We start from the raw sequence: 25,452 nt of genomic DNA on the forward strand, positions 1-25,452 counted from the left end.
TTGTAGAAAGGGGACGCAAACCCCCTTTCGATCAGCGGACCCGGCAGGGCAACAGCGCGTCCAGCGCGGGTTCGCGGGCGCTGGTCTGCACGTCCATCAAACCAAGCACGGTGTGAAAGAAGTTGTCGTGCGAGATCGGTTGGTCCGCCTTCGAGCGAATGCAGTCCAGCGAAAGGCCGTCGCGCGCCTGCAGACCCGGCGAAAGCCAGGCCACCATGGGCACGTGCGTCTGCTGGCTCGGCGCCAGGGCATAGGGCACGCCGTGCAGATACAGGCCGTTTTCGCTCAGCGATTCGCCATGGTCGGAGACGTAGACCAATCCGGTGTCGTTCATACCGTTTTCCGACCGGGTCTTGAGCCACTGCAGCGCAAGGTCCAGGAAATGGTCGGTGTAGGCGATGGTGTTGTCGTAGGCGTTCACAAGCTGTTCGCGCGGGCAGTCGGACAAGGTATTGCTCTGGCATTCCGGCTGGAACGGCTTGCGATCGGGCGGCGTGCGCTTGAAGTAAGCCGGCCCGTGGCTGCCCATCTGGTGCATCACCAGCACCACGCCGCGCGCGCGGCGCGCGGGGTCCAGCGTGGCGATGCGTTCGTCCAGGCCTTGCAGCATGGCCGGATCCAGACATTCGCCGCCGTCGCAAAGACCGGGCACCGGCGCGTCGTTCGGACTGGCGTGCGGCACGCGGTTGCAAACGCCCTTGCAGCCAGCCTGGTTGTCGATCCACAAGACGGCCAGGCCAGCGCGCTGCAGCACATCCAGCAGATTCTCGTGCTCGGGTGTGCGGTTGCCACCTTGCGCGCGCGTGAGCGGTGAGAACAGGCAGGGCACCGACACCAGGGTATTGGTGCCGCACGAGCTCACCTGACTGAAGTTCACCAGGCCTTCGCTGGCCTGCCAGCGCGCCAGCGCCGGCGTGGTGGCCCGCTGGTAGCCATTGAGGCCGAAGTTCTGCGCGCGCGCCGTCTCGCCCACCACCAGCAACAGCAGCGGGGGCCGCGCCTGCTGGCTGTAGCTGGCGCCGAGCTTCGCGTCCTCACCGACCGGCAGGAGCGGAGCCACCTGGCGCGGCAACTGGTCGGTGACAAGCCGCGCGGCGGCGTACACCGTGTTGAGCGGACTGACGCTGTAGCGCAGGTCCTTGTGGTTGCGCGCCAGCGAAGCCAGGTCCTGGTAGCAGAGCAGGGCCATGGCCACCACCAGGCCCAGGCCGGCCAGCACGCCGAGCAGGTTGCTCCCGAATTGCGACCAGGCGCCGCGCGTGGCCAGGGGTCGGCGCCAGATCCACCACAGCGGCAGCCCCGCCACCAGCAGCACCGTGCCCGGCAGCTGCCAGGACAGCAGGTCGAGCACTTCGTGCACGTCGGTGTGCACCACGTTGGCGAACATCGTGGGGTCGATCACCACGCCGTACTGCCACATGAAATGGCTGTTGAACGCCGCGACCAGCACCAGCGCGGACGCCGCCAGACGGTACGTACGTGGCCAGGCCAGCAGCGACAGCAGGGCCACCATGACACCCACCAGCAGCAGGCCGAAGCCGGCGAGCAGGGGCAGCCGGTGAGCCTGGGCGGCGGTCAGCAGATCGACGCGTTGCCACAGCGGCAGATTGCCGGCCACCGCCAGCCACAGCGCCAGCGGCCACACGGAAAGAAAAGGGCGTGGCTGCCGGTCTGCGGCCACGGCTTCGCGCCGCGGCCACGGGACAGGCAGACGAAGGAGGGGGTAGGCCGACATCGACAGCTCGCGTGAGCCAGCACATGCTGGCGCCGGGAGCATCGCTGGCCTGGGTTAAATGAACCTTATGCGAGCGCCCAGCGCAGGGTGAACCGCGTGGTCATGGGCATTTCGCCGATGTCGCGTTCCAGCGTGGCGCCGAGCTCCTCGGCAATGCGGACGACCAGGCGCAGACCCAGGCCCAAGCCCTTGTTGTCGGCCTCGGCGGGTCCTGGGGGAGCACCTGGGCGCTGGCCATCGTCGCTGACGGAAACACCCAGCGCATGGGCGGTGCGCCAGACCTGGACACCCACCTGGGTGCCCGCAGGCGTGTGGCCCAGAGCGTTCTCGATCAGGTTGCGCAGCGCCAGCTCCAGCAGCAGGGGCTGGGTGCGCAGCATGACCACCTCGTCGGGCTGGTCGAGCGAGAGTTCGTGGCCACTCTGGAAGCCGGCCGGTGCGTGGCTGGCGATCAGATTCGCCACGAGTTCACCCAGGGCAACGGGCTTCCAGGCCGGGTCCTCGCCCTGCGGACCGCCCCGCTGCGCACGCGCCAGGTCCAGCAGCTGCGCGAGGATGTGTCCGGCCCGCAGTGCGGTGGCCTCGAGCTGGGCGAGGCGCTCGGGCGAAGGATCGTGTTGCGCCGCACCCGCCTGCAGGGTGAGGGCGGTCAGCGGCGTGCGCAACTCGTGCGCCACGTCGGAGGCGAACTCGCGCTCCCGGCGGGCGCGCGCCTGCAGTGAATCCGCCAGGTGGTTGATGGCAGACACCGTGCTGGAGAACTCCCGGAAGCGGTGCCTGGTGTCCAGCCGCTGGCCGGCCAGGCCGTCGAGCTCGGCCACGTCGCTGGAAAGGCGGTCGAGCGGGCGCAGGCCGCGCCGCACCGCCGACCACAGCAACAGGGCAACCAGCGGCAAGACCAGCACGGCCGGCTGGGCCACGTGTTCTGCGATGTCCTTGCCGAGTTCGTGCCGCTGCTGCATGTCCATGAGCACGATCACCCGGCGTGCACCGGACTCGGCCTGCACGGCGTAGGCGCGCCAGGTGCGCGATGCCCCTCCATCGGCCTGAAGGTCCAGCGTGGTGAAACCCTGTGCCGGCAGACTCGCCGCACCCAGGCCGGCCGCCAGGCCATGCGTGTCGATGACCAGACGCCCGTTGTCCCAGGCCAGCAGTGCCACCTCTTGAAGGAACTCATGCCGGAGTTCCGGCACGTCCGAAGGTTTCGCGGATGATGCAGAGGACGGCGCGGCGGTCAGCCACAGCCGGGCGATCGCCACCAGCTGGCCATCCGAGAATTTGCGTGCCTCGTGAAAGGCGGTGGTCCAGGCCAGCGCGACCAGGATCAGCCAGACGACCAGCAGGGCACCCAGCGTCCACACCAGAAGGTAGTGCCGCAACAGGCGCGCCGGCAGGGTGTCTGGTGGGGTAGAGCTCATCGACGCGCGTTCCCGTCGGCCGTCTCGTGGGGCATGAAATAGCCGACGCCGCGCACGGTCTTGATGAGCTGTTCGCCCAGCTTGCGGCGCAAATGGTGGATGTGCACCTCGATGGCGTTGCTCTCCAGCGCCTCGCCAAAGCCGTAAAGCGACGATTCCAGGCGCGACTTGGACAGCACCTGCGGTCGGGCTTGCAGCAGCGTCAGCAGCAGGGCGAACTCTTTGCCGCCGAGGACGACGGGCTGGCCGGCGCGCATCACGGTGTGCGCGGCCGGGTTGACCAACAGCTCCCCGTGTTCGATCAGCGGGTTGCTGCGCCCGCCGGCCCGGCGCAGCATGGCGCGCAGACGCGCCATCAACTCATTGGCGTCGAAGGGCTTGACGATGTAGTCGTCGGCCCCACCATCCAGCCCGTCAATGCGGTCGCTCACGCCGTCGCGTGCGGTCATGATGAGGACGGGCAGGTCGTTGCGCGGCAGGGTCTCGCGACCCGCCGCCGGCGCGGCCTGGCGGCGCACGCGGGCCAGCAGGTCAATGCCGTCGCCATCGGGCAGGCCGAGGTCCAGCACCATCACATCGAAGGGTTCGACCGAGAGCGCCAGCCAGGCGGCGTCCAGCGTGGTACAGAGGTCCACGGCATAACCGGCCTGGCGCATCGAGGTCTGCAGCCCGCTGGCGATGCCGGGATCGTCTTCCACCACGAGTGCGCGCATGTTGCTGAAGGCCGGGGCCTTTGAATGGGTTGCTGCTCATTATGGTGAGCACGCTTAAGGAGGGCTTAATCCCTTTCCGGCATTCTGCCGGCGATGAACCGCACTGCGCCATTGCCCCTTGCGTCCGCCCGGCTGGCTCACTGGTGGGCCTTGGCCGTTCTGCTCACCGCCCTATGGGAGTCGAGCGGCCTGGACATGCCCGTGATGCGGCTCATCGGCACCCCCGCCGGATTTCCGCTTCAACACGCGTGGTGGCTGGAGCGCGTGCTGCACGAAGGTCTGCGCCAGGCCGCCACGCTGGTGTTCGCCGCGCTCTGGATCGGTGCCCTGTGGCCCACCCGCGACTCATCCGTGTCCCGGCGCGAGCGCGTGGCGGTGATGGTGCTGGTGTCGGTGTCGCTGCTGGCGGTGAACCTGATCAAGAACACCAGCCTGACCAGTTGCCCCTGGGACTGGCGCGGGTTCGGCGGCACGGCCGAGCCGGTGGCGCACTGGCGCTGGGGTGTCGCCGATGGCGGGCCGGGCCGCTGTTTCCCCGGCGGGCATGCCTCCAGCGGATTCGCTTTCATCGCGTTGTGCCTGCCCTGGCTGTCGCCTCCTGCCGGTGTCGTGCGAAAGACCGCCGTGGGGTATCGATGGCTGGGTGGGGTGCTGGCCGCCGGCCTGCTGGCGGGCGCGGTGCAGACCTTGCGTGGGGCGCATCCGCCGAGTCACACCTTGTGGACCCTGTTGATCTGCGGCGGTGTGTCCCTGGCTGGATGGCGGCTGCTGCAGGCCCGGCTCACCAGCCCAGGCCCAGCCGCAGCGGCAGGTACACCAGCATGCCCGTGACGATGGTACCCAGCACACCGCGTTTCCAGAAGAACCACGCCATGCCCGCAGCCGCTGCGAACAGGCGCGCGTCGCGCCAGGTGGAAATCAGCTCACCTTGAGTCATCACGATCTCGGGAATGACGACTGCCGCCAGCGCGGCGATGGGTGCGTACTGCAGGCCGCGCTGCGCCCAGTGCGGCAGCGTCCAGGGCTTGCTGGAGATGAAGAAGAAGCCACGCGTGATCACCGTGATGCAACCCAGCGCCACGATGGTGACCAGGGTCATGAAGTCCAGGTCAAGCATGGTGCGCGCCTTCCCCTGGCCCGTTCGGCCGGAACCTTTCGAGTACCAGGCAGATGGCCACCGCACTGGCAATGGCCACCAGGATGTTGAGCTTGAGCGGCAAGGCCCAGGCCGCCACCGCTGCGGCGCCCGCCACGCCAGCCGAGACCATGCGCAGCCTGGAAGAAGCCAGCGAACACAAGACCCCGAGCAGCGCCAGGATGCCGGCAAAGCCCAGTCCCCATGAGAGCGGGATGGCATTGGCCAGCGCGATGCCAAGCAGGCTCATCGACATCCAGGCCACGTAGTTCACTGCGCAGTTCCCCATGAGGTAGGCCTGCTGCCGCGCGAGTTCGTCGGGCGTGGCGCCCACGTGGGGAAAGCGGCGCGCGAAGAACACGTAGCTCAGGTCGCCGGTGACGTAACCGGTGACGAGCCGCTGCCAGCGCGGCAGGTGCATCAGGTAGGGCCTCAGGTGGGCGGAGAACACCACGAAGCGCAGGTTCACGCAGAAGGCCGCCGCCAGGATCACCCACATCGGCGCACCCGCGGTGATCATGGGCACCGCCGCCAGCTGGGCGCTGCCGGCGTAGACGATGAGCGTCATCAGTACGGCTTCCAGCGCCGACAGACCCGACTGCACCATCGCCACGCCGGTCATGAGCGCCCACGCGCCGATGCCCATGGCCACACTGGTCTGGTCGCGCACGCCCTCCCAGAATTCCTCGCGTGCGCGATGTTCGCGAAGGTAGAACATCAGGCCGCCTCCCCGGAAGAAGAAGCGGCGTCGAACACCTGTCCCACACGCAGACCGAAGCCACGCAGGAAATCGGACACCGGTAGCCGCTTGCCACCTGCGCGCTGCAACTCGGTGAGCACCAGCACGCCATCACCGGTCTGCACGCGGATGCCGTCTTCACCCACCGACAGCACAGCGCCCGGTTGACCGTCGTCGTTGCCGGTCTCGGCGTGCGCGGCCCACACCTTCACCGCCTCGCCAGCGAGCGCGGTCGCCGCGCCTGGAAATGGGTTGAAGGCGCGCACGCGCCGCGCCAGCACCTGCGCCGGGGCCGTCCAGTCGAGTGCCGCCTCGGCCTTTTCGATCTTGTGCGCATAGGTCACCCCCTCGGCCGGCTGAGGCTCGGCGCGCAACGCTCCGCAGGCGGCGATCTCCAGCGCCTCCACCACCAGGCGCGCGCCCAGCGTGGCCAGGCGGTCGTGCAGGCTGCCGGTGGTGTCGTCGGCGCGAATGGGCAAGGTTTCGCGCAGGAGCATGTCGCCCGTGTCCAGGCCAGCGTCCATCTGCATGATGGTCACGCCGGTCTGCGCGTCGCCGGCTTCGATGGCGCGGTGGATCGGCGCCGCACCGCGCCAGCGCGGCAGGAGCGAGGCGTGGATGTTGAGACAGCCCAGGCCGCGTCCGTGCTGCCGCATCTGGTCCAGCACCCATTGCGGCAGGATCAGACCGTAGGCGGCCACCACCATGGCGTCGGCGCCGACTGCGACGATGGCCTCGCGCGCCGCAGCCGCATCCTGCGGGTACTTGCCGTCCAGGCGCAGACTGCGCGGCTGGGCCAGCGCAAGACCATGCTCCTGCGCCAGCTGCTTCACCGGCGAGGCCTGCAGCTTCATGCCACGCCCTGCCGGGCGATCGGGCTGCGTCAGGACCAGCGGCACCTGAAAGCCTGCGGCGAGCAGGCGCTGCAACGCGGCGCGCGCAAATTCCGGCGTGCCGGCAAAAACCAGTTTCATGCGTTCAATCAGGGAATCCCATCCGACCCTAAGATCGATCAGGCGGGTCGTCGGGTGTGGGCTCGTCGGTGAACATCACGCGCCGCACCACCCCTTCGGGGTCGATGTGCAGGTGCACCTGGCGCGGCGAGTTGGCTTCAAGGAAACGGTAGGTCCAGACGTCGCCACGAAAGCTCGCCACGCGCTCCACGAGCGCCGGCCGCCCCAGATTTCGCAGCACGTCGGCACGGCTCCAGCGGTCCACGGCGATGTTCCGCTGCAACCAGTTGATGTCCATCACCTGCTCGAGCTGGCGCAGGCGCCCGCTGGCATCGAGGTCCAGGTTGTACACCTGCTGCCCGCCGGGCTGGCGGGAGTACTGCAGGCGCCGGCCCTCGGCCAGCGCATATTCGGCGGTGGGCGCGCCCAGACGCTCCTCGATCTGCGCACGCGGCGTGCCGGGTTCGATGCGCTCGGGAATGCCCAGACAACCCACGAGTGCCCACACGACGAGGCCCAGCAGCGGCGCCCTCAGGCCGCGGCCGATCGTCATCGTGGGAAAGGGTTTCATGCGCGCAGGGCCTCTCGTTGTGCCTTGACCATCTTGGATTTGATGCGCCCCTGCTTCAACGGGGACAGGTACTCCACAAAGACCTTGCCGAGCAAGTGGTCCATCTCGTGCTGGATGCACACGGCCAGCATGCCTTCCGCCTTCGTCAGGTGCTCCTGGCCCTGGGCGTCGAGCGCACGCACATGCACGGCGATGGAACGCTCCACGCCGTCGTAGATGCCCGGCACGGAAAGGCAACCCTCTTCGCCCTTGCGCTTCTCGGGGCTGGCCCATTCGATCATGGGGTTGATCAACACCAGGGGCTGGTCGCGCGACTCGCTCACGTCGATCACGATCAGGCGCTCATGCACGTCGACCTGCGTGGCTGCGAGGCCAATGCCGTTGGCGTCGTACATGGTGGCGAACATGCGCTCGATCAGCGCGCGGATGCGATCGTCCACCAGCGCCACCGGGCTGGCCACGGTGTGCAGGCGCGGATCGGGGTAGCGCAGGATCGTCAGAAGCGAGGGCGGGTTCATGAAATCGAGGGAAATGGACCGGGGGGTAATGAGGCCATCCACTGTAGCCGGGCGACGGCTGGCGGCAAGCCGGGGACAAGCGGAAAACGATGTCGCTATTTTCGCCAATTTTGCGACGGAGCGTGAAATGCCACCGCCATTTACATTGCCTAATCAATGGCTTGGGCGCAAAATCAAAAGCGACTTGTCAAGACACGAGCACCGTCGGCGAGCGGTTGTCAGCCCACCCTGAGGGCGGCATCCCGACCACCGGAGGTTGCCGCCCAGGGGCCACCACATGCCATCGAACACCCGCCTGTCCGCCAACAACCGTCCTTCGCGCTCGCTGCGCCCTCTGGCCAGTGCCACCGCCGCTGCGCTGGGCATCCTGCTGGCGGGTGGCGCCCTGGCCCAGAATTTCCCCATCACCCCTGGCCAGCGCGCCACAGCCGACCAAGTGGCCCAGGCCGGCGTGCCGCTGTCCGAACTGGCGCCCAATGCGCCCGACAGCTACACCATCAAGCGCGGCGATACGCTCTGGGCGATTTCCGGCATCTTCCTCAAGACGCCCTGGCGCTGGCCCGAGCTCTGGGGCATGAACCGCCAGGACATTCAGAATCCGCACCGCATCTACCCCGGGCAGGTGCTTTACCTCGACAAATCGGGAGGCCGTGCTCGCCTGCTGACTTCGCGGCCCAACGGCGGCAGCGGTGATCTCGAGACCGTGCGCGTGACACCGCGCACCCGGTATGAAAGCCTGGGCGAATCGGCCATCCCGCCGGTGTCGCTGCAAGCCATCGAGTCCTTCCTGACCGAACCCATGATCGTGGACGAAGCCACCTTCTCGCGCGCTCCCCGCATTGTGGCCACGCAAGAGAACCGCGTGCTGCTCAGCCGCGGCGACCGCGCCTACGCTCGCGCTCTCTACGGCGACAGCGCCCAGGGAGAGCCGCTGGCCGTTGTCGATGGCAAATCGATCGACTACCGCGTGTTCCGCAACGCCACGCCGCTGAAGGACCCCACCACTGGCGAAGTGCTTGGCTACGAGGCCCAGTACGTGGGCAAGGCCCAACTGGTCTCTGGCGAAACACGCCGCGACACACCCTCGGGCAATGGCAAGGTGGTCAGTGAGCTGGTTCCCGCGGCCATTGACATCATTGCGGCCAAGGAAGAAATGCGCGTGGGCGACCGCATGCTGCCCGAGCCCGAACGCGAGCTCAGCAACTATGTGCCGCGTGCACCGGAAACGGCGCAGAACGGCCAGGTCGTTTCGGTGTACGGCAACGCCGTGAACTACGCGGCACAGAACCAGGTGGTGACCATCAACCGGGGCCGCGCGCATGGCCTGGAGCGTGGTCATGTGCTGGCGCTGCAACGCGAGGCCAACACCCTCACCGACACCACCGACCAGGCCCGTCCGCAGATCCGCCTGCCGGGCGAGCGCAATGGCCTCATGATGGTCTTCCGCACCTTTGACAAAGTGTCCTACGCCCTGGTGCTGCAGATCAGCACCGGTGTGAAGGTCGGCGACCGCTTCAGCAATCCCTGAGCGGCGCATGCCGAGGGAAGAACTGGCCGCCTGGCTGCGGCTGCTGCTCACACCGGGTGTGGGCATCCAATCCGCAAGAAAGTTGCTTGCTGCTTTCGGGCTGCCGCAGGAAATCTTCGAGCACGATCCCGCTGCCTGGCAGTCGGTGGTGGGCACGCGCGCCGCGCTCTCCCTGACCGCGCTCCCGGAACACCTCGACACCGAGGTGGATCGCCTGCAGGCCTGGCTGGCCGAAGACACACGGCGCCACGTGCTCACGCTGGGTGATTCGCTCTATCCCACGGAACTCCTGCAGATGGCCGACCCGCCACTGATGCTCTACGTGCAGGGCGACGTGCAGGCGCTGCACCACCCGCGCCGCCTGGCCATGGTGGGCAGCCGCAACCCTACACCCCAGGGCGAAACCAACGCAAAACAGTTCGCCCATGCGCTGGGCGAAGCGGGTGTGTGCGTGGTTTCGGGCCTGGCGCTCGGCGTGGACGGCGCAGCGCATGAAGGCGCGTTGCAGGCGGGTGCACCCACCATCGCCGTGGTCGGCACCGGGCTGGACCGGGTCTACCCCAAGCGGCACCTGTCGCTGGCGCACCGCATCGGCGCGCAGGGCGCCATCGTCAGCGAGTACCCGCTCGGCACGCCGCCCCTGGCGGCCCACTTCCCGCAACGCAACCGCATCATCGCCGGCCTGTCGCAGGGCACACTGGTGGTGGAAGCGGCGGTGCAGTCGGGCTCGCTCATCACCGCACGCCTGGCCGCCGATCAAGGCCGCGAGGTGTTCGCCATTCCCGGCTCGATCCACTCGCCGCAGGCGCGCGGCTGCCATGCACTGATCCGCCAGGGGGCCAAGCTGGTGGAATCTGCACAGGACATCCTGGAAGACCTGCACATGGTCCCGGCGCGAAGTTTGGATGGCGTGCTGGAGGTCGAGCCCGATGGTGAAGATGCCCTGCTCATGGCCATGGGTTACGACCCGGTGAGCCTGGACGCACTGCAAGCCCGCACAGGGCTCGACACCGCCCACCTTCAGGCGCGTTTGCTGGAACTGGAGCTGCAGGGCGATGTGAGCCGGTTGCCCGGCGGATTGCTCCAACGCCTCGGTCGAGGCTGAAGCCGACGCGGTTTCAGTTCAAGAGGCGCTCGGGGTTGGCGTCGAGCTTGGCCAGCGCATCGCGCGTGGCGCGCACGGTCAGTGCTTCTTCCTCGCTCGGCACCAGCAGACCCGCTTGCAGATAGGCCGCCACCCGGTTGGACTGGATGAGGAAGCAGCGCCCGCCATTGGTGACAAACAGGTAGAGCTGGCCACGCTCGCTGCGCCAGGCCAGCTGCACGCTGTTGAGCTTGCCGTTGTGGTCCAGGCCGAACCAGGAACCGATGTGCAACTCCACCGCCCAGGCGCGCATGGCCTCGTTGGGCTGGCTGCCGCCCTGGTTGATGACCTCGATGTTGCCGGCATCCACACCGGTGATCATCTCGATGCTCTCGCTGTCGAGCTCCAGATCGCCCACACCGTTGGCCGGGAGGTAGTCTTCCAGATTGGCCAGGCGCTCGGAGAGGTTGTCGAGGCTTTCCTGCGAGATGGACTCGGTGCGCGACATGAAGGCGTCGGCCAGGGTGTCGCTCACCGACTTGATGTGCTGGTCCTGCATGCCCGAGGGGAAACCCAGCAGGCCCATGCCCTGCCGCAGACGCTGCAGCAGTCCCGGGAGTTGCTGGATGACGCGGGCGCGGTCGTTGCGGTTGGGCTTGGCGCTGGCCGCCCACAGCAGATCGGAAGCCACCTGCTTGAGCGCGGCGGTCTCTTCGTGGCGAAGGCCGTACTTCACGCTGGCCACGGCCAGCACGTCGACCCAGACCTTGAACAGGAAATCGCGCACTTCGTCGCGCACCGGCACTTCGTCGAGCAGTTTGCGCAGCTCGATGGTGTACTGCACCGACAAGGTTTCCTTCTGCTCCACCTGCTGCGCCACGCTGACGAAGCGACTGGCGCTGCCCTGCTCGCTGAGGTAGGTGGAAAGGAATTTCTGGAACTCGTCGAACACGAGCTGGAACACGCGACGCCCAGTCTCGGGGTACTGCTCGATCACCTGGACCACACGCTTGATCTCGGCTTCGAGCGCGGCCGAACTGACGTTGGACTCGAAGCCCATGACGCAGGAGCCCATGCGGTCGATCAGGCGACGGGCTGGATGCTGCAGCGCGCTGAAGAATTCGGGCTCGGCCAGCGCCACGCGCAATACCGGAATCTGCAAGCGCGCAAACCACACCCGCACACTCGGCGGAATTCGCTCTTCAGCCAGGATGCTCTGGAACATGAGCGCCACCACCTCGATGGTGGCCTTTTCGGTCGGGGTGCTGGCGGCCTGCTTGAGCTCGACCGTGCGCTGGCGCAACACGGTGGCCGCCTTCTCGACGTGGGTGGCATCCACGTACACCGGTGCGGGGCCCGAGGCGCCCGTGACGTAGAGACCTGCGTTGGCGCTGCTCGAGGCCACCATGGAGCGCTGCATGGCCTGCTGCAGGCCGGGCGACGGCGGCATCACCTGGGTGGCTTCGAAGTCGCCACCCACGCGGTCCATGAGCATGCGTTTGAGGCGCCCCACCACGCCCTGAGCGCGCATGCGCGCGCGCGCCAGCGGTGAGGTACCGGTCATGAGGCGTGTTTCGTCGTGCACACCCATACCGGAGGATTGGGGACCACTGCGGCCTGCACCGGCGCCAAAATCGCTGCCCGCACCCGAAGCCTGACCATTGGCACCTGGACGCGCGCCCTGCGCCTGTGCCGACGGTCCCTGGCCTGCGGGTCGCATGCCCGGTGGCAGGTCGCGCTTGGGCGGCGCACCTGCAGATCCTTCGGAACGGGTGCCCGGCACCCGCTTGACCAGCGCCTGCAGGTCGATTTCCTTCATCACGCCGCTGGCCACGAGGAATTCGTTCGCCGCCTTGTAGGCTTCATGCAGCTTGCTGGCCAGGATCGGCGACATGGCGTCGTGCACCAGCGTCCAGGCCTCGCGGGTCATGTGGGCGTCGAGCCACTGGTCCACCAGAATACGAGCGATCACGTCGGGCAGCAGCACGTCGCCACGCGGCAGTTCCTGACGGCCCTCGAGGTGCTGAACGCGCAGGCGCAGTTCGTTGAGTTCGGTGGATGAGCGATCCAGCACCTGCATGGCCAGGCGCGAAGCCAGGATCTGGTCGTCGATGGCGCCTTCAGCCACCAGTTCGAGCTGGCCCGACACACTGACCGGATTGCCGGAATTCGAGAAGCGAGGCAGCAAGGTGCGCTGCAGCGACTTGCGACTCTGGTTGAGCCAGGTGGTCTGGTTTTTCTGGAAGGCGGTCCAGGCGTCGCGTCGGGCCTGGATTTCGCGCGCCGGACCGGCCTGGTCCAGCACCGATGTCAGGCGCGTGTCGCAGGCTTTGACAATTTCGGGAAGGGCACGTCCCACATGAACCACGAAGAGTTCACGCGCCTGTTTGGCCAGGGAAGAAACGTGCTGATCGGGTGGCGACACAATGCGTTCAGTATGACACGAATGGCATTACCAGCATCCGGCCCGCAGGTCCCATCAGGCCGTGGTGACCCGATCTTGGCGCTTATACGACAGCGCCGGCATTCGGATCACCAGGATCACCATCGTTCTTCGTGCCGGAGGACTTGATCAGGTCTTCGCGCTTGATGCCGAGCCACATGGCCACCGCAGCACCCACGAAGACCGACGAATAGATGCCGAAACAGATGCCGATGGTCAGGGCCAGGGAGAAATAGAAGAGCGTGGGTCCGCCGAAGATCAGCATGGACAGCACCATGGCCTGGGTGGAGCCATGGGTGATGATGGTGCGGCTGATCGTGGAGGTGATCGCATGGTCGATGACTTGCGGCGGTGTCATCTTGCGTTGCCGACGGAAGGTCTCCCGGATGCGATCAAAGATCACCACCGACTCGTTGACCGAGTACCCCAGCACCGCCAGGGTCGCCGCCAGCACGGCCAGCGAGAACTCCCACTGGAAGAAAGCGAAGAACCCCAGGATGATGACCACGTCGTGCAGGTTGGCGACGATGGCCGACACCGCGTATTTCCATTCGAACCGGAAGGCCAGGTAAATCATGATGCCCACGATCACCAGGCCCAGGGCCTTGAGGCCGTTGGCCACCAGCTCCTGTCCGACCTGCGGCCCTACGAATTCCGAGCGGCGCAACTCGACCGCCGGGTTCTGTGCCTTGAGTGCGGCCAACACCGACTCGCTCTGCTGTCCGGACGTCTGGCCCTGCATCGCGGGCAGGCGCAGCAGCACGTCGCGCGAGGTGCCGAAGTTCTGCACGGGCACTTCCTGGTAACCCAGCCCCTCGATGACCTTGCGCACCGACTCGAGATCGGCGGGTTGCTCATAGGCCACTTCCATGACGGTGCCACCGGTGAACTCCACCGACAGGTGCAGGCCGCGGGTCGTGAGGAAGAAGACGGCCGCGACGAAGGTGATGAACGAGATCGCGTTGAGCACGAGAGCGTGCTTCATGAACGGGATGTCGCGTCGGATTCGGAAAAATTCCATGGTGTATGTCCTCGCTCAATCGCCCTTGATGGCGGGGGTCTGGCCTTCGGGCCGCCAGACGGTGCCGATGGACACGGTCTTGAGTTTCTTCTGGCGGCCGTACCAGAAGTTGACCACGCCACGCGAGAAGAACACCGACGAGAACATGCTGGTGACAATGCCCAGGCAGTGCACCACCGCGAAGCCGCGCACGGGGCCGGAACCGAAGATCAGCAAGGCGATCCCGGCGATCAGCGACGTGACGTTGGAGTCCAGGATGGTGGACCACGCGTGGTCGTAACCTGCATTGATGGCCATCTGCGGTGAAGCGCCCCGTCGCAACTCCTCGCGCACGCGTTCATTGATCAGCACATTGGAATCGATCGCCATGCCCAGAGCGAGTGCCATGGCGGCGATGCCTGGCAGCGTGAGCGTCGCCTGCAGCATGGAGAGCAGGGACACCAGCAGCAACACGTTGAACCCCAGTGCGAGGCTGGAGAACGCGCCAAACAGCGCGTAGTAGATGCACATGAACACGACGATGGCAATAAACCCCCACAGCACGCTGTTGAAGCCCTTGGCGATGTTCTCGGCCCCCAGGCTGGGGCCGATGGTGCGCTCTTCGATGATCTCCATGGGCGCCGCCAGCGAGCCTGCGCGCAGCAGCAATGCCGTGTCGGTGGCCTCGACGCTGGTCATGGCGCCCGAGATCTGCACTCGGCCACCACCGATCTCGCCCCGGATCACCGGGGCCGTGACGACCTCACCACGGCCCTTCTCGAACAGGATGATCGCCATGCGCTTGCCGACGTTTTCGCGCGTGATGTCGCGGAACACGCGCGAGCCCTTGGCGTCCAGGGTGAGGTGCACCGCCGATTCCTGCGTCTGGCTGTCGAAGCCGGCCTGCGCATCGGTCAGGTTCTCGCCCGTCAGCAGCACGTCGCGCTTGACGATGACGGCACGGCCGTTGCGCTCCAGGTAGCGCTCGGAGCCGAACGGCACCGCGCCACTGCCACGCTCGGCGGCGAGGCCATCGGTGCTTTCGTCCACCAGCCGCAATTCCAGCGTGGCGGTGCGACCGAGGATGTCCTTGGCCTTGGCGGTGTCCTGCACCCCGGGCAGTTGCACCACGATGCGATCAACGCCTTGCTGCTGGATCACCGGCTCGGCCACCCCGAGTTCGTTGATGCGGTTGTGCAGGGTGGTGATGTTCTGCTTGAGCGCCTGCTCCTGCACGCGGCGCGCGGCTTCGGGTGTGATGGTCGCCAGCAGGCGGAAATCCGGGGTGTCCGTGAACGCCAGGTCGGGGAACTGCGCGCGGACGAGGTCACGGGCTGTGGCGAGGGTCTGGGCGTCGCCGGCACGCAGCTCGATCGACTGGCCGTTGCGGCCGATACCGCCGTGGCGAATGCCCTTCTCGCGCAACAGCGTGCGCAGATCGGAGGTAAGCACATCGGCGCGGCGTTGCAGCGCTGCGGCCATGTCCACCTGAAGCATGAAATGCACGCCACCCCGCAGGTCCAGGCCCAGGTACATGGGCGCAGCGCCCAGCGAAGCGAGCCAGGAGGGCGTGCGCGGCAGCAGGTTGAGCGCCACCACATGGGTGACATCGGCCGGATCCGGATTGAGCGCTTTCTCCAGCGCGTCGCGGGCCTTGAGCTGGGTGTCGGTGTCCTCGAAGCGCACCTTGATCGAACCGGCGTCAAGCTGCATCAGCGAAGGCTCGATGCTCTGCGCCGCCAGCACCTGCTCCACCCGGGTCACCGTGCCCGCATCGATGCGGACCGAGGAGCGCCCAGCCGATACCTGCACGGCGGGCGATTCGCCAAACAGGTTGGGCAGCGCATAGATGGCGCTGACGACCAGAACGATCAGGATGATCGCGTACTTCCAGATCGGGTATCGATTCATGGCAGAGCCTTGAGGGGGAATTGTTCCAGGGCGTCACGGGTCCGGCTCCGCCGGCCCGTCAACGCCGCCCCCTCGAGGGGGGAACGGGCCGGCTGGTGCCGGCCCGTGCGGGGGTGCTTACTTGATCGTGCCTTTGGGCAGCACCTGGACCACGGCGGTGCGCTGCATCTGGACTTCCATACCGTCGGCAAGTTCCACGCCGACATAAATTTCACCGATCTTGGACACCTTGCCGAGGAAACCACCGGCGGTCACGACCTCGTCGCCCTTCGCCAGCGCCTCCACCAGGGCCTTGTGCTCCTTCTGGCGCTTGAGCTGGGGGCGGATCATCACGAAATACAGCACCACGAACATCAGCACCAGCGGCAGCATGCCCAGCAGGGTGGATTGGGTGTCGCCACCGGCAGCGGCTTGGGCGTAGGCAGAGGAAATGAACACGGGAGGTCTCCAACAGATTCAGGGTCACGACAATGCCAATCGCCCGGCGGCGCCTGCGAGGCGCCGCCGGGCGGCCTGGACTCAACCGGTCATTGTATGCGGCGGTGCGCTCCGCCTTCAAGCCGCCCGGGCCATGGTCTGAGCCGGGGTGGACTGCTGCAACTGCGCCCGCAGTGCCTCGCGCCGGCTGCGAGCGGCGGCCAGGTTGCGCTCCTTGACGTGCCCGAAGCCCTTGATCTGCTCGGGAAGGCGCGCCAGATCGACGGCCGCCTCATGGTTGAACGCGTGCAGACCGCCCAGCAGGGATTCGATGTCGGCACGGTACTCGGCAATCAGCGCGCGCTCGGTGCGGCGTTCCTCGGTGCGGCCGAAGATGTCCAGCGCGGTCCCACGCAGGCCCTTGAGGCCGGACAGCAGGCGGAACACGGTGAACATGAAGGGGCCGAACGGCCGTTTGATCAGCTCGCCGCGCTCGTTCTTCCTGGCAAGGAGCGGCGGCGCCAGATGGACCTTGAGCTTGAAGTCGCCTTCGAACTGGCGGGCCAGGCGGGCGTGGAAGTTCGGATCGCTGTGCAGGCGAGCCACCTCGTACTCATCCTTGTAGGCCATGAGCTTGAAGAGGTTGCGCGCCACGGCATCGCTCAGCAAGGTCTTGCCCAGCGGCGCCTCGGCCGCGCGCACACGGGCCACGAATTGTTCGTAGTCGCTGGCGTAGGCCCGGTTCTGGTAACCGGTGAGGAACTCGACACGGCGAGCGATCACGTCGTCGAGCGACTCGCGTTTCTTGAACTGGATCACCTGCTCGCCCGAGCCGGCCTTTTGCCACAGCGATTCCACGGCCTTCAGATCGTGCGCGGCGCGACGGCCCCATTCGAAGGCCGCCTTGTTCTTCTCGACCTGCACCGCGTTGAGCTCCATGGCGCGCATGAGCGCATCGTGGCCCAGCGGCACCCAGCCGCGCTGCCAGGCGTAGCCCAGCATCATGGGGTTGGTGTACAGGCTGTCGCCCATGAGGCGGGTGGCGGCGGTCTCGGCGTCAAATACGCCGACCGCCGCCACGCCCAGGTTGCCAACCAGCGTGTCGACACAGGCCTGCGCCGGGTTCTGCCAGTCGGTGTTGCGCACGAAGGCCGCGGTGGGCGTGGCGTTGGCGTTGAGTGCCACATGCGAGCGGCCCGCACGCAGGCGCTGCCAGGTTTCCTTGTGTGCGCTGACGATGGGGTCACAGCCCAGCACGAGGTCGGCCGATGCGGAAGCCACGCGCGTGGTGCGGATGTCGTCCTGGTGCGCGCCGATGATCACGTGGCTCCAGGTGGCGCCGCCCTTCTGGGCCAGGCCAGCCGCATCCTGCGTGACGATGCCTTTGCCTTCCAGGTGCGCGGCCACGCCCAGCAACTGACCGATGGTGATGACACCCGTGCCGCCGACACCGGCAACGATCACGCCCCAAGGCTCCGAGCCCAGCACCGGCAGCGCCGGATGGGGCAGCGCACCACCGGTCCACTCGGCGTTTGCGCTCTTCTTGTCCTGCTTGCGCAGCTGCCCGCCTTCGACCGTGACGAAGCTCGGGCAGAAACCCTTGACGCACGAGAAGTCCTTGTTGCAGGTGCTCTGGTTGATGGTGCGCTTGCGGCCGAATTCGGTCTCCAGGGGCTCCACCGAGAGGCAGTTGGACTGCACGCCGCAATCGCCGCAGCCTTCACAGACCAGCTCGTTGATCACCACGCGCTTGTCGGGTTCGACCATGGTGCCGCGCTTGCGGCGGCGGCGTTTTTCGGTGGCACAGGTCTGGTCGTAGATGATGACCGTGGTGCCCTTGATCTCGCGGAACTCGCGCTGCACCGCGTCGAGCGTGTCGCGGTGCTGAATGGCGATGCCCGAGGGCAGACCGCTCACGCCGGCGTATTTTTCGGGCTCGTCGGTGACGATGGTGATCTTCACGGCCCCTTCGGCGCGCATGCTCTGCGCGATCTGCACCACGCTGTGGCCTTCCGGGCGCTCGCCCACCTGCTGCCCACCGGTCATGGCCACGGCGTCGTTGTAGAGGATCTTGTAGGTGATGTTCACACCGGCCGCGATGCTTTGGCGCACTGCGAGCAGACCGCTGTGGAAATAGGTGCCGTCGCCGAGGTTGGCGAACATGTGCTGGTCCTTGCTGAACGGCTGCTGGCCCACCCATGGCACGCCCTCGCCGCCCATCTGCGTGAAGCCCACGGTGGCGCGGTCCATCCAGATCGTCATGAAGTGGCAGCCGATGCCGGCCATGGCGCGCGAGCCCTCTGGCACCACGGTGCTGGTGTTGTGCGGGCAGCCGGAGCAGAACCACGGCTGGCGTTCGGCGCCGGCCACGCCTTGCGTGAGCAGGGTCTGCAGGGATTGTTCCTGCGCGGTGAGGATGGCGAGCTGCGCGTCGATGCGGGCCATCACGTCCTCGGGCACACCGCCCATCTTCTTCAGGCGCTTGGCAATGGCGCGCGCAATGATGGCGGGGGACAGGTCGGCGTTGGCGCGCAGCAGCGTGCGCGCGCTGGGGTTGGGCACGGACCACTCACCGCCGCTGAAGTCGCCCTCGACCTCCTCGAACTTGCCGAGCACGTTCGGACGCACGTCGGGGCGCCAGTTGTAGAGCTCTTCCTTGATCTGGTATTCGATGACCTGGCGCTTTTCCTCCACCACCAGGATCTCGCGCAGGCCGGTGGCGAACTCGCGCGTGGTCTGCGCTTCCAGCGGCCACACCACCGCCACCTTGTGCAGGCGCAGGCCGATGCGGCGGCAGGTGTCGTCATCCAGGCCCAGGTCCAGCAGGGCCTGGCGCGTGTCGTTGTAGGCCTTCCCACTGGCAATCAGGCCGAAGCGGTCGTTCGGGCCGGCGATCACGTTGTGGTTGAGCTGGTTGGCGCGGATGTAGGCCAGCGCGGCGTACCACTTGTAGTCGAACAGGCGGGCTTCCTGGTCCAGTGCGTGGTCGGGCCAGCGGATGTGCACGCCACCCGGGGGCATTTCGAACTCGGGAATCACGATGTTCACGCGATCGGGGTCGATGACGGCGGTGGCGCTGGACTCGACGATCTCCTGGATCGTTTTCATGCCAGACCAGACACCGCTGAAGCGGCTCATGGCGATGGCGTGCAGGCCGAGGTCGAGGATGTCTTGCACCGAGGTGGGAAAGAACACCGGCAGGCCACAGGCCTTGAAGATGTGGTCGCTCTGGTGCGCGGCGGTAGAGCTTTTGGCCACGTGGTCGTCACCCGCCACCGCAATCACGCCACCCCACGGCGTGGTGCCGGCCATGTTGGCATGCTTGAACACGTCCGAGCAACGGTCCACGCCCGGGCCCTTGCCGTACCAGATGCCAAACACGCCATCGAACCTGTTGGTGCCGGCCGGCGCGAATCCCAGTTGCTGCGTGCCCCAGAGCGCAGTGGCCGCCAGCTCTTCGTTGACGCCCGGCTGGAACACGATGTTCTGTGCCTTCAGATAAGGCGCGGCCTTCTGGAGCGCCTGGTCGTAGCCACCCAGGGGCGAACCCCGGTAACCGCTGATGAAGCCGGCCGTGTTCTTGCCCTGCAAGGCGTCGCGCTGGCGTTGCAGCATCGGCAGCTTCACCAACGCCTGCACGCCACTCATGAAGGCTCGGCCCACATCCAGCGCGTACTTGTCGTCCAGGGTCACGGTCTCCAGCGCGCGGCGGATGTGTTCGGGCAGGGGGGCGTTCATTGGTTTTGTCTCCGGGTTGGACGGTTCGCTTCGTGGGCGCGTCGATTCAGGTCGTGGAAAGAGGCGGCAGCGGGTAGATGTCCGCCCCCAGTGTGGCGCACAGTGTATGCCCGGGTCGCTGACAGGTGTTTGCGTTTGATGCTCGATTTCCCCAACATATGGAAAGATTCTTTCTAGAATGGCACCATCATGGAAACACTTGACAAGTTTGACATCGCCATCCTGCAAGAACTGCAATCCGATGGCCGCCTGACCAACGCCGAGTTGGCCCAGCGCGTGGGTCTGTCGGCAGCCCCTTGCTGGCGGCGCGTGCGTGCCCTGGAGGAAGCGGGCTTCATTCGTGGCTACCGGGCCGAGATCGACCGCGAGAAGATCGGCCTGGGCGTGCTGGCCTTCGTGCGGCTGGACGCCGACCGCAACAGCGGCGACGTCACACGCACCATGGAGAACGCGATCCGCGGCATCCCGGAGGTGGTGTCGTGCCACTACATCAGCGGTTCCGGCACCTTCGAGCTGCAGGTCGTCAGCCGCGACCTGAACCACTTCAGCCAGTTCGCCCGCGAGGTGCTGCTCAACCTGCCCAACGTGAAGGACCTGCACACCAGCTTTTCCCTGGGCGAAGTCAAGTCGGGAAGTGCACTTCCGTTGTCTCACCTGTTAACCAGAAGTACGAGCACGGCAAAGTCGCCGTGAACTTGAGCACTTTTTTGCACCGCCCATCCGCGACTTTTAACCGTTGATTAACAAAGTCGCCGTAAGTGCTTGAAAAGTGTGAGATTTTCCCACCGGCAAACCTTGCCGGGGTGGGTATCTTTCCGTAACATCAGCCCCGTCATCCAAGGTGGAACGGGTACCGGAAAGTGCTCAGCCCACTCTCCGCTGCACTTACTGAAGGAAATGTCGTGAAATCTTCTTCCCTGATCCTCAAGTCCGCCCTGGCCCTGGCCATGGCCACCCCGTTCCTGGCTTCTGCCGAGTCGCAACTTGTCGTTGGCGCGGGCAGCGCCAACGCCAGTCTGGACATCCGCGTGGTGATCCCTCGCGTGCTGTTCCTGGCTGTGGGCACGGGCAGCGCCGGCCTCGCCACCAACGCCACCATCGACACCCTGACCTTCGACTACACGGCCACGCCGGCAGCCGTCGGCTCCGGCACCGCGTCTGCTGGTCAGGACGTGAACGTGCGTGTGCGCGGCAACAACGGCCAGGTCGTGCTGACGGCCGCCACCACCGGCGCCCTGACCAACGCCACCGCCGACACCATCCCCTGGACGCAGATCACCGCGACCAGCAACCTGGCCGCCTTGCCCAGCCCCGTCATCCCTCTGACGGGCACCGGCGCGGGCAGCAACGTGACGCTCAACAGCGGCCGGGTCACCGACCGCAGCGCTGTCTGGACCTACACCTACGCCAACGCGGCGGTGGTGGCCCCCGGTACCTACGGCACGACCAACGGCCGTGTGACCTACACCGCTTCCATGCCCTGATCGGCCACGGTGGCCCGCATGGCCGCCGATGGTTCGAGAACGGAGGGTCAGCCTCTCGCCGCCCTCCTTGACCATTTCGGGCACAAATCCCGCTCACAGATGGGGTTGCCCCTGCAGACCTTGACGACCCTGCCGGCCAGAATGACTCCCATGAAGCGCACCGAACGCTCCAGCTACCCTAGAACGCTGTTCAGCGCGGGCGTGCTCCTGCTGTGCCTGGCGCAGTGGAACGCAGCGCACGCCTGGTCGCTGACGCTCACCGCTGCCAGCCGCCGCGTGTACCTGCATGTGGGCAATGGGACGTTCGAGGGCAACAACAGCACGGTCAACCTGATGCAGGTCTCGGTGCCTGCGGCCCAACTGGGCAACGGCACTTTTCAGGCCATGACCAGCAACAGCACGCAGTCCATCAGCCTGCAAGGCGACGGCTACCAGACCTGCCCCACCCCGGCCAGCCAGCTGATGGTGGGCGCTTCGTACCGACGCAGCAACGCCGCCAACGGACCCGCCAGCGCCACACTGAGCGTGACGTCTCCGGCCACCCTGACCACCACGGCCGGTGACAGCATCCCCATTTCGGAAATCAGCTGGACCGTGGCTGCCCCCGGCAGTGGCGTGCCCAACGTGATTCCGGCCGGCACCTTCAATGGTGCCATGCAGTTCCTGGCCACTGTGCCGGCCAACACCCACATCGAGAACTGCCACAGCTTCCGGTACGCCAACAGCGCGATGCGCGCGGCGGGCACCTACAACGGACGGGTCACCTACACCCTGAGCAGCCCATGAGCGCGAAGCTGCTGGCCACGTTGATGCTGTTGTTCGTGCTGGTGGCGCCAGCGCAGGCCAACCCTCACCGCCTCGACGATTCGCTCAGCCACACGGTGCCGCCCAATGTGCAGATGCAGTGGCGTGAAGTGCCGGCAGGCCAACCAGGCGCCGGTGGCATGGAGGCCTGGCTGCGCGTGAACGTGCGCATCGACACGCGCGAATGGGCCGGTCGCAGCGGCCGCGTCTACATGGTGCTGGCACGCGACCAGAGCTCCAGCATCGAAGCGGTCTGGACCACGCAGGGCCGGCTTCAGCCAGGTCGAGTGGTCTCGGGCGAACGCGCCCTGGTCCACGCCGGACCTCTGCCGGGTGCCACGCTGGAAGACCAGTTGCAGGTGCGGTTGCGCTCCGGGCCGGACTGGCTGAGCAGCTCGCGGCGCCTGAACTTCCATTTCGAATTCGACGCCGACTGAAGACTTCGCCGACATGACTTCCGGGACCCCTCCGCACCGAACCCGCCTGGGCTGGGCTTTCGCACTGGCCGCGCTGCTGGTCATGCCCGCCGCGCTCGCGCAAGGCTTCGCCGCCTACATCACCCCACCACGCTTCGAAGTGGAGGTGGCCCCCGGCAACAACCTGCGCCAGGTGCTGGAGATCCAGCATGTGGGGCAGCAAAAGGGCAACTACCGCATTTACACCAACGACTGGACGCTCGGCGCCGACAACGCCGTGACGTTCAGCGACGAGCTGGCGTCCGACAGTTGCCGGCCCTGGGTGGCGATCGAGCGGCGCGAGATCAGCATCGACCCGGGCGCGCGCTACCGCTACCGGTTCGAGATCACACCGCCGCCCGGTACGGCGCCGCGCGAATGCCGCTTTGCGCTCATGGTCGAAGGGCTGGAGCCCGCGCGCGTGCAGGGCAGCTTCAACTTCCCCGTGGGCGGGCGCGTGGGCGTGATCGTCTACGCCGCCATCGGCGGTGCCGCGCCGAAGCTCGAGATCGTGCGCACGCACGTGGGCACCGTCAACGGCAAGCCCACCGCCCTGCTGGACGTGCGCAACCAGGGCAACGCGCACGGCCGCGTCGAGGGCTTCGTGAATGGCACCGACGCCACGGGCAGCAAGTTCGAGATGTCGCCTTCGGACCTCCCCATCCTTCCGGGTCAAACACGCACCGTGGTCCTTGCGCCGGTGGTGGAAGACGGCAAGACCGCACCCGACGTGCGCTTCCCGCTGGTCGTCAAGGGCAGCCTGGAATGGGGCAAGAGCCGCCTGCCGCTGGACACGAGCTTTGCCCCATGAGGGGCGGCACGAAGTCCACCCGCTGCCTGTTGGTGTTCCTTGGCGCTTGCGCCTCCACCCTGGTGGCGCACGGCCAGGACGCACCATCCCAGCCCGCCTACGTGGACCGGGTGATCGAGGGCCTGCCGCCCGAGCCTGCCGACGACGGCGACCGCTACGCCTACGACCGCGACGGCTGGCCGCGCTTCCTGCGACTGGAAACCCGGCTGGGCACACAACCGTTTGACGCCAGCCGGCGCGCGCGCATCGGCTACGGCATCTATGGCCTGCTGGAAACCCCCAACCACGGCTCGCTCTCCATCGACGGCAGCTACACCCCGCGCGAGAGCAGCGGCACGCTCACGCTGCGCCAGCGTGGCCTGCCCCTGGCCAACGGCTGGGTGGCGAACCACGAACTGGGCGTGATCAACGCGCCCACGCCCAGCATCCTGCGCCTGCCCACGCGCGTGTTCCTGCCCTCGGCCATCCTGCAAGGCCTGAGCGCCGAATGGGAAAACCCCGGCAACGGCCTCCAGTTGCAGGCCAGCACGGGCGAGCCTGGGCGGCTGGCCTTCCTGCCAGCCAGCGGTTTCGAGAAACTGCCCGGGCAACGCACTTCCATCGGTGGGCAATGGCGCCTGAATGCACAGGCCGACGACCCACTGGGCCTGTCGCCGCAGGGCTGGACGCTGGCCATGCAGCACGAGGACGCCCGCGGTGTCTCCAACCTGGACGTGCCCACCCTGCCGAGCGACCTGATCAACGCCAACTCGACCCTGCTGGCCTTGCGCAAGGAAGGTGCCGAACACCGCATCCAGGGGCAGGTGGTGAGCACGCAAGCGAGCAATGTGAGCGGCACGCGCAGCGGCTTCTGGGTCGACGGCGAATGGGACGAAGGGCCCCGCAAGCACGGCGTGGGTGTGTACCGCCTCGAACCCGACCTGAGCTGGGCACAACTGCCTCTGGCCAGCGACATCATGGGCAGCTACGTGCGATCGAGCTGGCGCACGCGGCAGTGGTCCGCCGAAGGCTCGGTGGACTGGCTGCGCTCCGTCAGCGGCCGCGCGGGCGACGGCATCTTTGCCACCGCGTCGGGCCGTTTGCGGCTGGGGCGGGGCAACAGCGTGGGCGGCGGCATGACCGTGCGCCGGTTCGACGGCAACGCCTGGAGCAGCTATGGCGACTGGCGTTTCGAGAACGGCTGGGGCACCAGCGGCCTGCGCCTGGACTTCGCGGGCGGCGCCACCCAGGCGGTGTCGCGCCAGCTCACCTGGGACCAGGAATGGATCGTTCCCCAGGGCTGGGCGCTGTCCACAAGCCTGGGCGCTGGTCAATACGATGAACAGGTCAGCACGGGCCTGCCTTCAGAGACATTGTGGTCGGCCGCGATGAGCCTGGGCGCGCCGCTATCGAGCACCGCGAGCCTGCGCGGCAACCTCAACACCGAGTACGGCAGCGGCGGGCAGCGCCGCCACAGCCTGAACCTGGGCGCTCTCTGGCGCATCGACCCGCGCTGGAGCCTGGAGGGCAACTACAACCGCACCGTCGGCCGCACCCGCCAGAACGTTTCACTCGACCCGCTGGCGCCGCTGCTGCCCACCGTCAACCCTGCGTCCGACCGCTCTTTCTACGCCGTGCTGCGTTACGAGCTGCAAGCGGGCAGCCGCAGCGTGCCACTCGGTGGCCGGCCCTCGGACGGCGGCGGACGCATCGAGGGCACGGTGTATTTCGATGCCAACCGCAGCGGCACCCAGGAAGCCAGCGAAACCGGTGCGCCCGGCGTCACCGTCTACCTGGACAACCGCTACGCCGTGCGCACCGACTCGCAGGGCCGGTTCGAATTCCCGTTCGTGGCCAGCGGCCCGCGCACATTGAGCGTGCGAAATGACACGTTGCCGCTGCCCTGGACGGTGGTGGACCAAGGGCAGGTCAAGGTAGACGTGCGCCTCCGCGAGAACATCACACTGACCATTCCGGTGCAGCGCAACGATTGAGACGGCCGGTTCGATCGATCGA

Annotated in this window: 22 protein-coding genes; 9 read left to right on the forward strand and 13 right to left on the reverse strand. The window is 66.9% G+C overall.

The annotated features are described in order from the left end of the window. Positions 1 to 31: 31 nt before the first annotated feature. The 3 genes from ACTIF6_RS02465 to ACTIF6_RS02475 form a co-directional block, all read right to left on the reverse strand. Positions 32 to 1,735, reverse strand: coding sequence for a phosphoethanolamine transferase (locus ACTIF6_RS02465; RefSeq protein WP_439586412.1), 1,704 nt, complete (start codon positions 1,733 to 1,735; stop codon positions 32 to 34). A 65-nt stretch (positions 1,736 to 1,800) separates the two neighbouring features. Next, positions 1,801 to 3,153, reverse strand: a complete 1,353-nt coding sequence (locus tag ACTIF6_RS02470; RefSeq protein ID WP_439586413.1) for a sensor histidine kinase — start codon at positions 3,151 to 3,153, stop codon at positions 1,801 to 1,803. Continuing rightward, complete coding sequence (locus ACTIF6_RS02475; RefSeq protein ID WP_439586414.1) at positions 3,150 to 3,866, reverse strand: response regulator; 717 nt, start codon at positions 3,864 to 3,866, stop codon at positions 3,150 to 3,152. Before ACTIF6_RS02475 ends, ACTIF6_RS02470 begins: the two co-directional genes overlap by 4 nt. A gap of 150 nt (positions 3,867 to 4,016) precedes the next feature. On the opposite strand from ACTIF6_RS02475, the gene ACTIF6_RS02480 reads away from it, so the two are divergent. Then, on the forward strand, positions 4,017 to 4,697 hold the full coding sequence (locus ACTIF6_RS02480) for a phosphatase PAP2 family protein (RefSeq protein WP_439586415.1): 681 nt from the start codon (positions 4,017 to 4,019) through the stop codon (positions 4,695 to 4,697). On the opposite strand, the gene ACTIF6_RS02485 is transcribed toward ACTIF6_RS02480, so the two are convergent. From ACTIF6_RS02485 to def, 5 genes are read right to left on the reverse strand one after another with little or no spacing between them, the layout of a single operon-like run. Beyond that, entirely contained in the window at positions 4,648 to 4,983 is a 336-nt protein-coding gene (locus tag ACTIF6_RS02485) for an AzlD domain-containing protein (protein WP_439586416.1), read from the reverse strand. The two genes, ACTIF6_RS02480 and ACTIF6_RS02485, sit on opposite strands and share 50 nt — an antisense overlap. Further along, positions 4,976 to 5,719, reverse strand: coding sequence for an AzlC family ABC transporter permease (locus ACTIF6_RS02490; RefSeq protein WP_439586417.1), 744 nt, complete (start codon positions 5,717 to 5,719; stop codon positions 4,976 to 4,978). The genes ACTIF6_RS02485 and ACTIF6_RS02490 overlap by 8 nt, the downstream gene beginning before the upstream one ends. After that, positions 5,719 to 6,714, reverse strand: a complete 996-nt coding sequence (gene fmt, locus ACTIF6_RS02495; RefSeq protein WP_439586418.1) for a methionyl-tRNA formyltransferase — start codon at positions 6,712 to 6,714, stop codon at positions 5,719 to 5,721. The genes ACTIF6_RS02490 and fmt overlap by 1 nt, the downstream gene beginning before the upstream one ends. Before the next feature lie 28 nt (positions 6,715 to 6,742). Next, complete coding sequence (locus ACTIF6_RS02500; RefSeq protein ID WP_439586419.1) at positions 6,743 to 7,264, reverse strand: hypothetical protein; 522 nt, start codon at positions 7,262 to 7,264, stop codon at positions 6,743 to 6,745. Further along, positions 7,261 to 7,782, reverse strand: a complete 522-nt coding sequence (def, locus tag ACTIF6_RS02505; protein WP_439586420.1) for a peptide deformylase — start codon at positions 7,780 to 7,782, stop codon at positions 7,261 to 7,263. The genes ACTIF6_RS02500 and def overlap by 4 nt, the downstream gene beginning before the upstream one ends. A 277-nt stretch (positions 7,783 to 8,059) precedes the next feature. On the opposite strand from def, the gene ACTIF6_RS02510 reads away from it, so the two are divergent. Together ACTIF6_RS02510 and dprA are read left to right on the forward strand one after the other, a co-directional pair. Continuing rightward, positions 8,060 to 9,310: a LysM peptidoglycan-binding domain-containing protein gene (locus tag ACTIF6_RS02510; RefSeq protein ID WP_439586421.1), complete on the forward strand. Its 1,251-nt coding sequence runs from the start codon at positions 8,060 to 8,062 to the stop codon at positions 9,308 to 9,310. A gap of 7 nt (positions 9,311 to 9,317) precedes the next feature. After that, a complete protein-coding gene (dprA, locus tag ACTIF6_RS02515; RefSeq protein ID WP_439586422.1) occupies positions 9,318 to 10,415 on the forward strand; it encodes a DNA-processing protein DprA in 1,098 nt (365 codons plus the stop codon). A gap of 13 nt (positions 10,416 to 10,428) precedes the next feature. On the opposite strand, the gene ACTIF6_RS02520 is transcribed toward dprA, so the two are convergent. The 5 genes from ACTIF6_RS02520 to ACTIF6_RS02540 form a co-directional block, all read right to left on the reverse strand. Then, positions 10,429 to 12,819: a DUF1631 family protein gene (locus tag ACTIF6_RS02520; RefSeq protein WP_439586423.1), complete on the reverse strand. Its 2,391-nt coding sequence runs from the start codon at positions 12,817 to 12,819 to the stop codon at positions 10,429 to 10,431. Between the two features lie 82 nt (positions 12,820 to 12,901). After that, the gene (gene secF, locus ACTIF6_RS02525) at positions 12,902 to 13,858 is read right to left on the reverse strand and encodes a protein translocase subunit SecF (RefSeq protein ID WP_439586424.1); all 957 of its coding nucleotides are present in this window, start codon (positions 13,856 to 13,858) and stop codon (positions 12,902 to 12,904) included. A 15-nt stretch (positions 13,859 to 13,873) separates the two neighbouring features. Continuing rightward, positions 13,874 to 15,748: a protein translocase subunit SecD gene (secD, locus tag ACTIF6_RS02530; RefSeq protein WP_439586425.1), complete on the reverse strand. Its 1,875-nt coding sequence runs from the start codon at positions 15,746 to 15,748 to the stop codon at positions 13,874 to 13,876. Between the two features lie 117 nt (positions 15,749 to 15,865). Further along, positions 15,866 to 16,186 (reverse strand): preprotein translocase subunit YajC, encoded by a 321-nt coding sequence (yajC, locus tag ACTIF6_RS02535; RefSeq protein WP_439520498.1) that lies wholly within the window; start codon positions 16,184 to 16,186, stop codon positions 15,866 to 15,868. Between the two features lie 117 nt (positions 16,187 to 16,303). Further along, positions 16,304 to 19,903 (reverse strand): indolepyruvate ferredoxin oxidoreductase family protein, encoded by a 3,600-nt coding sequence (locus ACTIF6_RS02540; protein WP_439586426.1) that lies wholly within the window; start codon positions 19,901 to 19,903, stop codon positions 16,304 to 16,306. Positions 19,904 to 20,092: 189 nt separating this feature from the next. Here ACTIF6_RS02540 and ACTIF6_RS02545 point away from each other — a divergent pair, with 189 nt between their 5' ends. The 6 genes from ACTIF6_RS02545 (at position 20,093) to ACTIF6_RS02570 (ending at position 25,430) form a co-directional block, all read left to right on the forward strand. Next, a complete protein-coding gene (locus tag ACTIF6_RS02545; protein ID WP_439586427.1) occupies positions 20,093 to 20,596 on the forward strand; it encodes an Lrp/AsnC family transcriptional regulator in 504 nt (167 codons plus the stop codon). Positions 20,597 to 20,805: 209 nt separating this feature from the next. Further along, the gene (locus tag ACTIF6_RS02550; protein ID WP_439586428.1) at positions 20,806 to 21,387 is read left to right on the forward strand and encodes a hypothetical protein; all 582 of its coding nucleotides are present in this window, start codon (positions 20,806 to 20,808) and stop codon (positions 21,385 to 21,387) included. 150 nt (positions 21,388 to 21,537) lie between these two features. Beyond that, positions 21,538 to 22,173, forward strand: coding sequence for a hypothetical protein (locus ACTIF6_RS02555; RefSeq protein ID WP_439586429.1), 636 nt, complete (start codon positions 21,538 to 21,540; stop codon positions 22,171 to 22,173). Continuing rightward, positions 22,170 to 22,628: a hypothetical protein gene (locus ACTIF6_RS02560; RefSeq protein WP_439586430.1), complete on the forward strand. Its 459-nt coding sequence runs from the start codon at positions 22,170 to 22,172 to the stop codon at positions 22,626 to 22,628. The genes ACTIF6_RS02555 and ACTIF6_RS02560 overlap by 4 nt, the downstream gene beginning before the upstream one ends. A gap of 13 nt (positions 22,629 to 22,641) precedes the next feature. Next, complete coding sequence (locus ACTIF6_RS02565) at positions 22,642 to 23,457, forward strand: hypothetical protein (protein WP_439586431.1); 816 nt, start codon at positions 22,642 to 22,644, stop codon at positions 23,455 to 23,457. Further along, a complete protein-coding gene (locus ACTIF6_RS02570; RefSeq protein WP_439586432.1) occupies positions 23,454 to 25,430 on the forward strand; it encodes a hypothetical protein in 1,977 nt (658 codons plus the stop codon). The genes ACTIF6_RS02565 and ACTIF6_RS02570 overlap by 4 nt, the downstream gene beginning before the upstream one ends. Positions 25,431 to 25,452: the final 22 nt, after the last annotated feature.

It is taken from the genome of Hydrogenophaga sp., from assembly GCF_051860785.1.
Classification (GTDB): domain Bacteria; phylum Pseudomonadota; class Gammaproteobacteria; order Burkholderiales; family Burkholderiaceae_C; genus Hydrogenophaga.

Excerpts from the sequence above, each read along its gene's own strand:
- ACTIF6_RS02490 (WP_439586417.1), bottom strand. The coding sequence starts at position 5,719 with ATGTTCTACCTTCGCGAACATCGCGCACGCGAGGAATTCTGGGAGGGC.
- def (WP_439586420.1), bottom strand. The coding sequence starts at position 7,782 with ATGAACCCGCCCTCGCTTCTGACGATCCTGCGCTACCCCGATCCGCGC.
- ACTIF6_RS02560 (WP_439586430.1), top strand. The coding sequence starts at position 22,170 with ATGAGCGCGAAGCTGCTGGCCACGTTGATGCTGTTGTTCGTGCTGGTG.
- secD (WP_439586425.1), bottom strand. The coding sequence starts at position 15,748 with ATGAATCGATACCCGATCTGGAAGTACGCGATCATCCTGATCGTTCTG.
- ACTIF6_RS02465 (WP_439586412.1), bottom strand. The coding sequence starts at position 1,735 with ATGTCGGCCTACCCCCTCCTTCGTCTGCCTGTCCCGTGGCCGCGGCGC.
- ACTIF6_RS02555 (WP_439586429.1), top strand. The coding sequence starts at position 21,538 with ATGAAGCGCACCGAACGCTCCAGCTACCCTAGAACGCTGTTCAGCGCG.
- dprA (WP_439586422.1), top strand. The coding sequence starts at position 9,318 with ATGCCGAGGGAAGAACTGGCCGCCTGGCTGCGGCTGCTGCTCACACCG.
- ACTIF6_RS02570 (WP_439586432.1), top strand. The coding sequence starts at position 23,454 with ATGAGGGGCGGCACGAAGTCCACCCGCTGCCTGTTGGTGTTCCTTGGC.
- secF (WP_439586424.1), bottom strand. The coding sequence starts at position 13,858 with ATGGAATTTTTCCGAATCCGACGCGACATCCCGTTCATGAAGCACGCT.
- ACTIF6_RS02540 (WP_439586426.1), bottom strand. The coding sequence starts at position 19,903 with ATGAACGCCCCCCTGCCCGAACACATCCGCCGCGCGCTGGAGACCGTG.
- fmt (WP_439586418.1), bottom strand. The coding sequence starts at position 6,714 with ATGAAACTGGTTTTTGCCGGCACGCCGGAATTTGCGCGCGCCGCGTTG.
- ACTIF6_RS02485 (WP_439586416.1), bottom strand. The coding sequence starts at position 4,983 with ATGCTTGACCTGGACTTCATGACCCTGGTCACCATCGTGGCGCTGGGT.
- ACTIF6_RS02470 (WP_439586413.1), bottom strand. The coding sequence starts at position 3,153 with ATGAGCTCTACCCCACCAGACACCCTGCCGGCGCGCCTGTTGCGGCAC.
- ACTIF6_RS02565 (WP_439586431.1), top strand. The coding sequence starts at position 22,642 with ATGACTTCCGGGACCCCTCCGCACCGAACCCGCCTGGGCTGGGCTTTC.
- ACTIF6_RS02545 (WP_439586427.1), top strand. The coding sequence starts at position 20,093 with ATGGAAACACTTGACAAGTTTGACATCGCCATCCTGCAAGAACTGCAA.
- ACTIF6_RS02475 (WP_439586414.1), bottom strand. The coding sequence starts at position 3,866 with ATGCGCGCACTCGTGGTGGAAGACGATCCCGGCATCGCCAGCGGGCTG.
- ACTIF6_RS02510 (WP_439586421.1), top strand. The coding sequence starts at position 8,060 with ATGCCATCGAACACCCGCCTGTCCGCCAACAACCGTCCTTCGCGCTCG.
- ACTIF6_RS02500 (WP_439586419.1), bottom strand. The coding sequence starts at position 7,264 with ATGAAACCCTTTCCCACGATGACGATCGGCCGCGGCCTGAGGGCGCCG.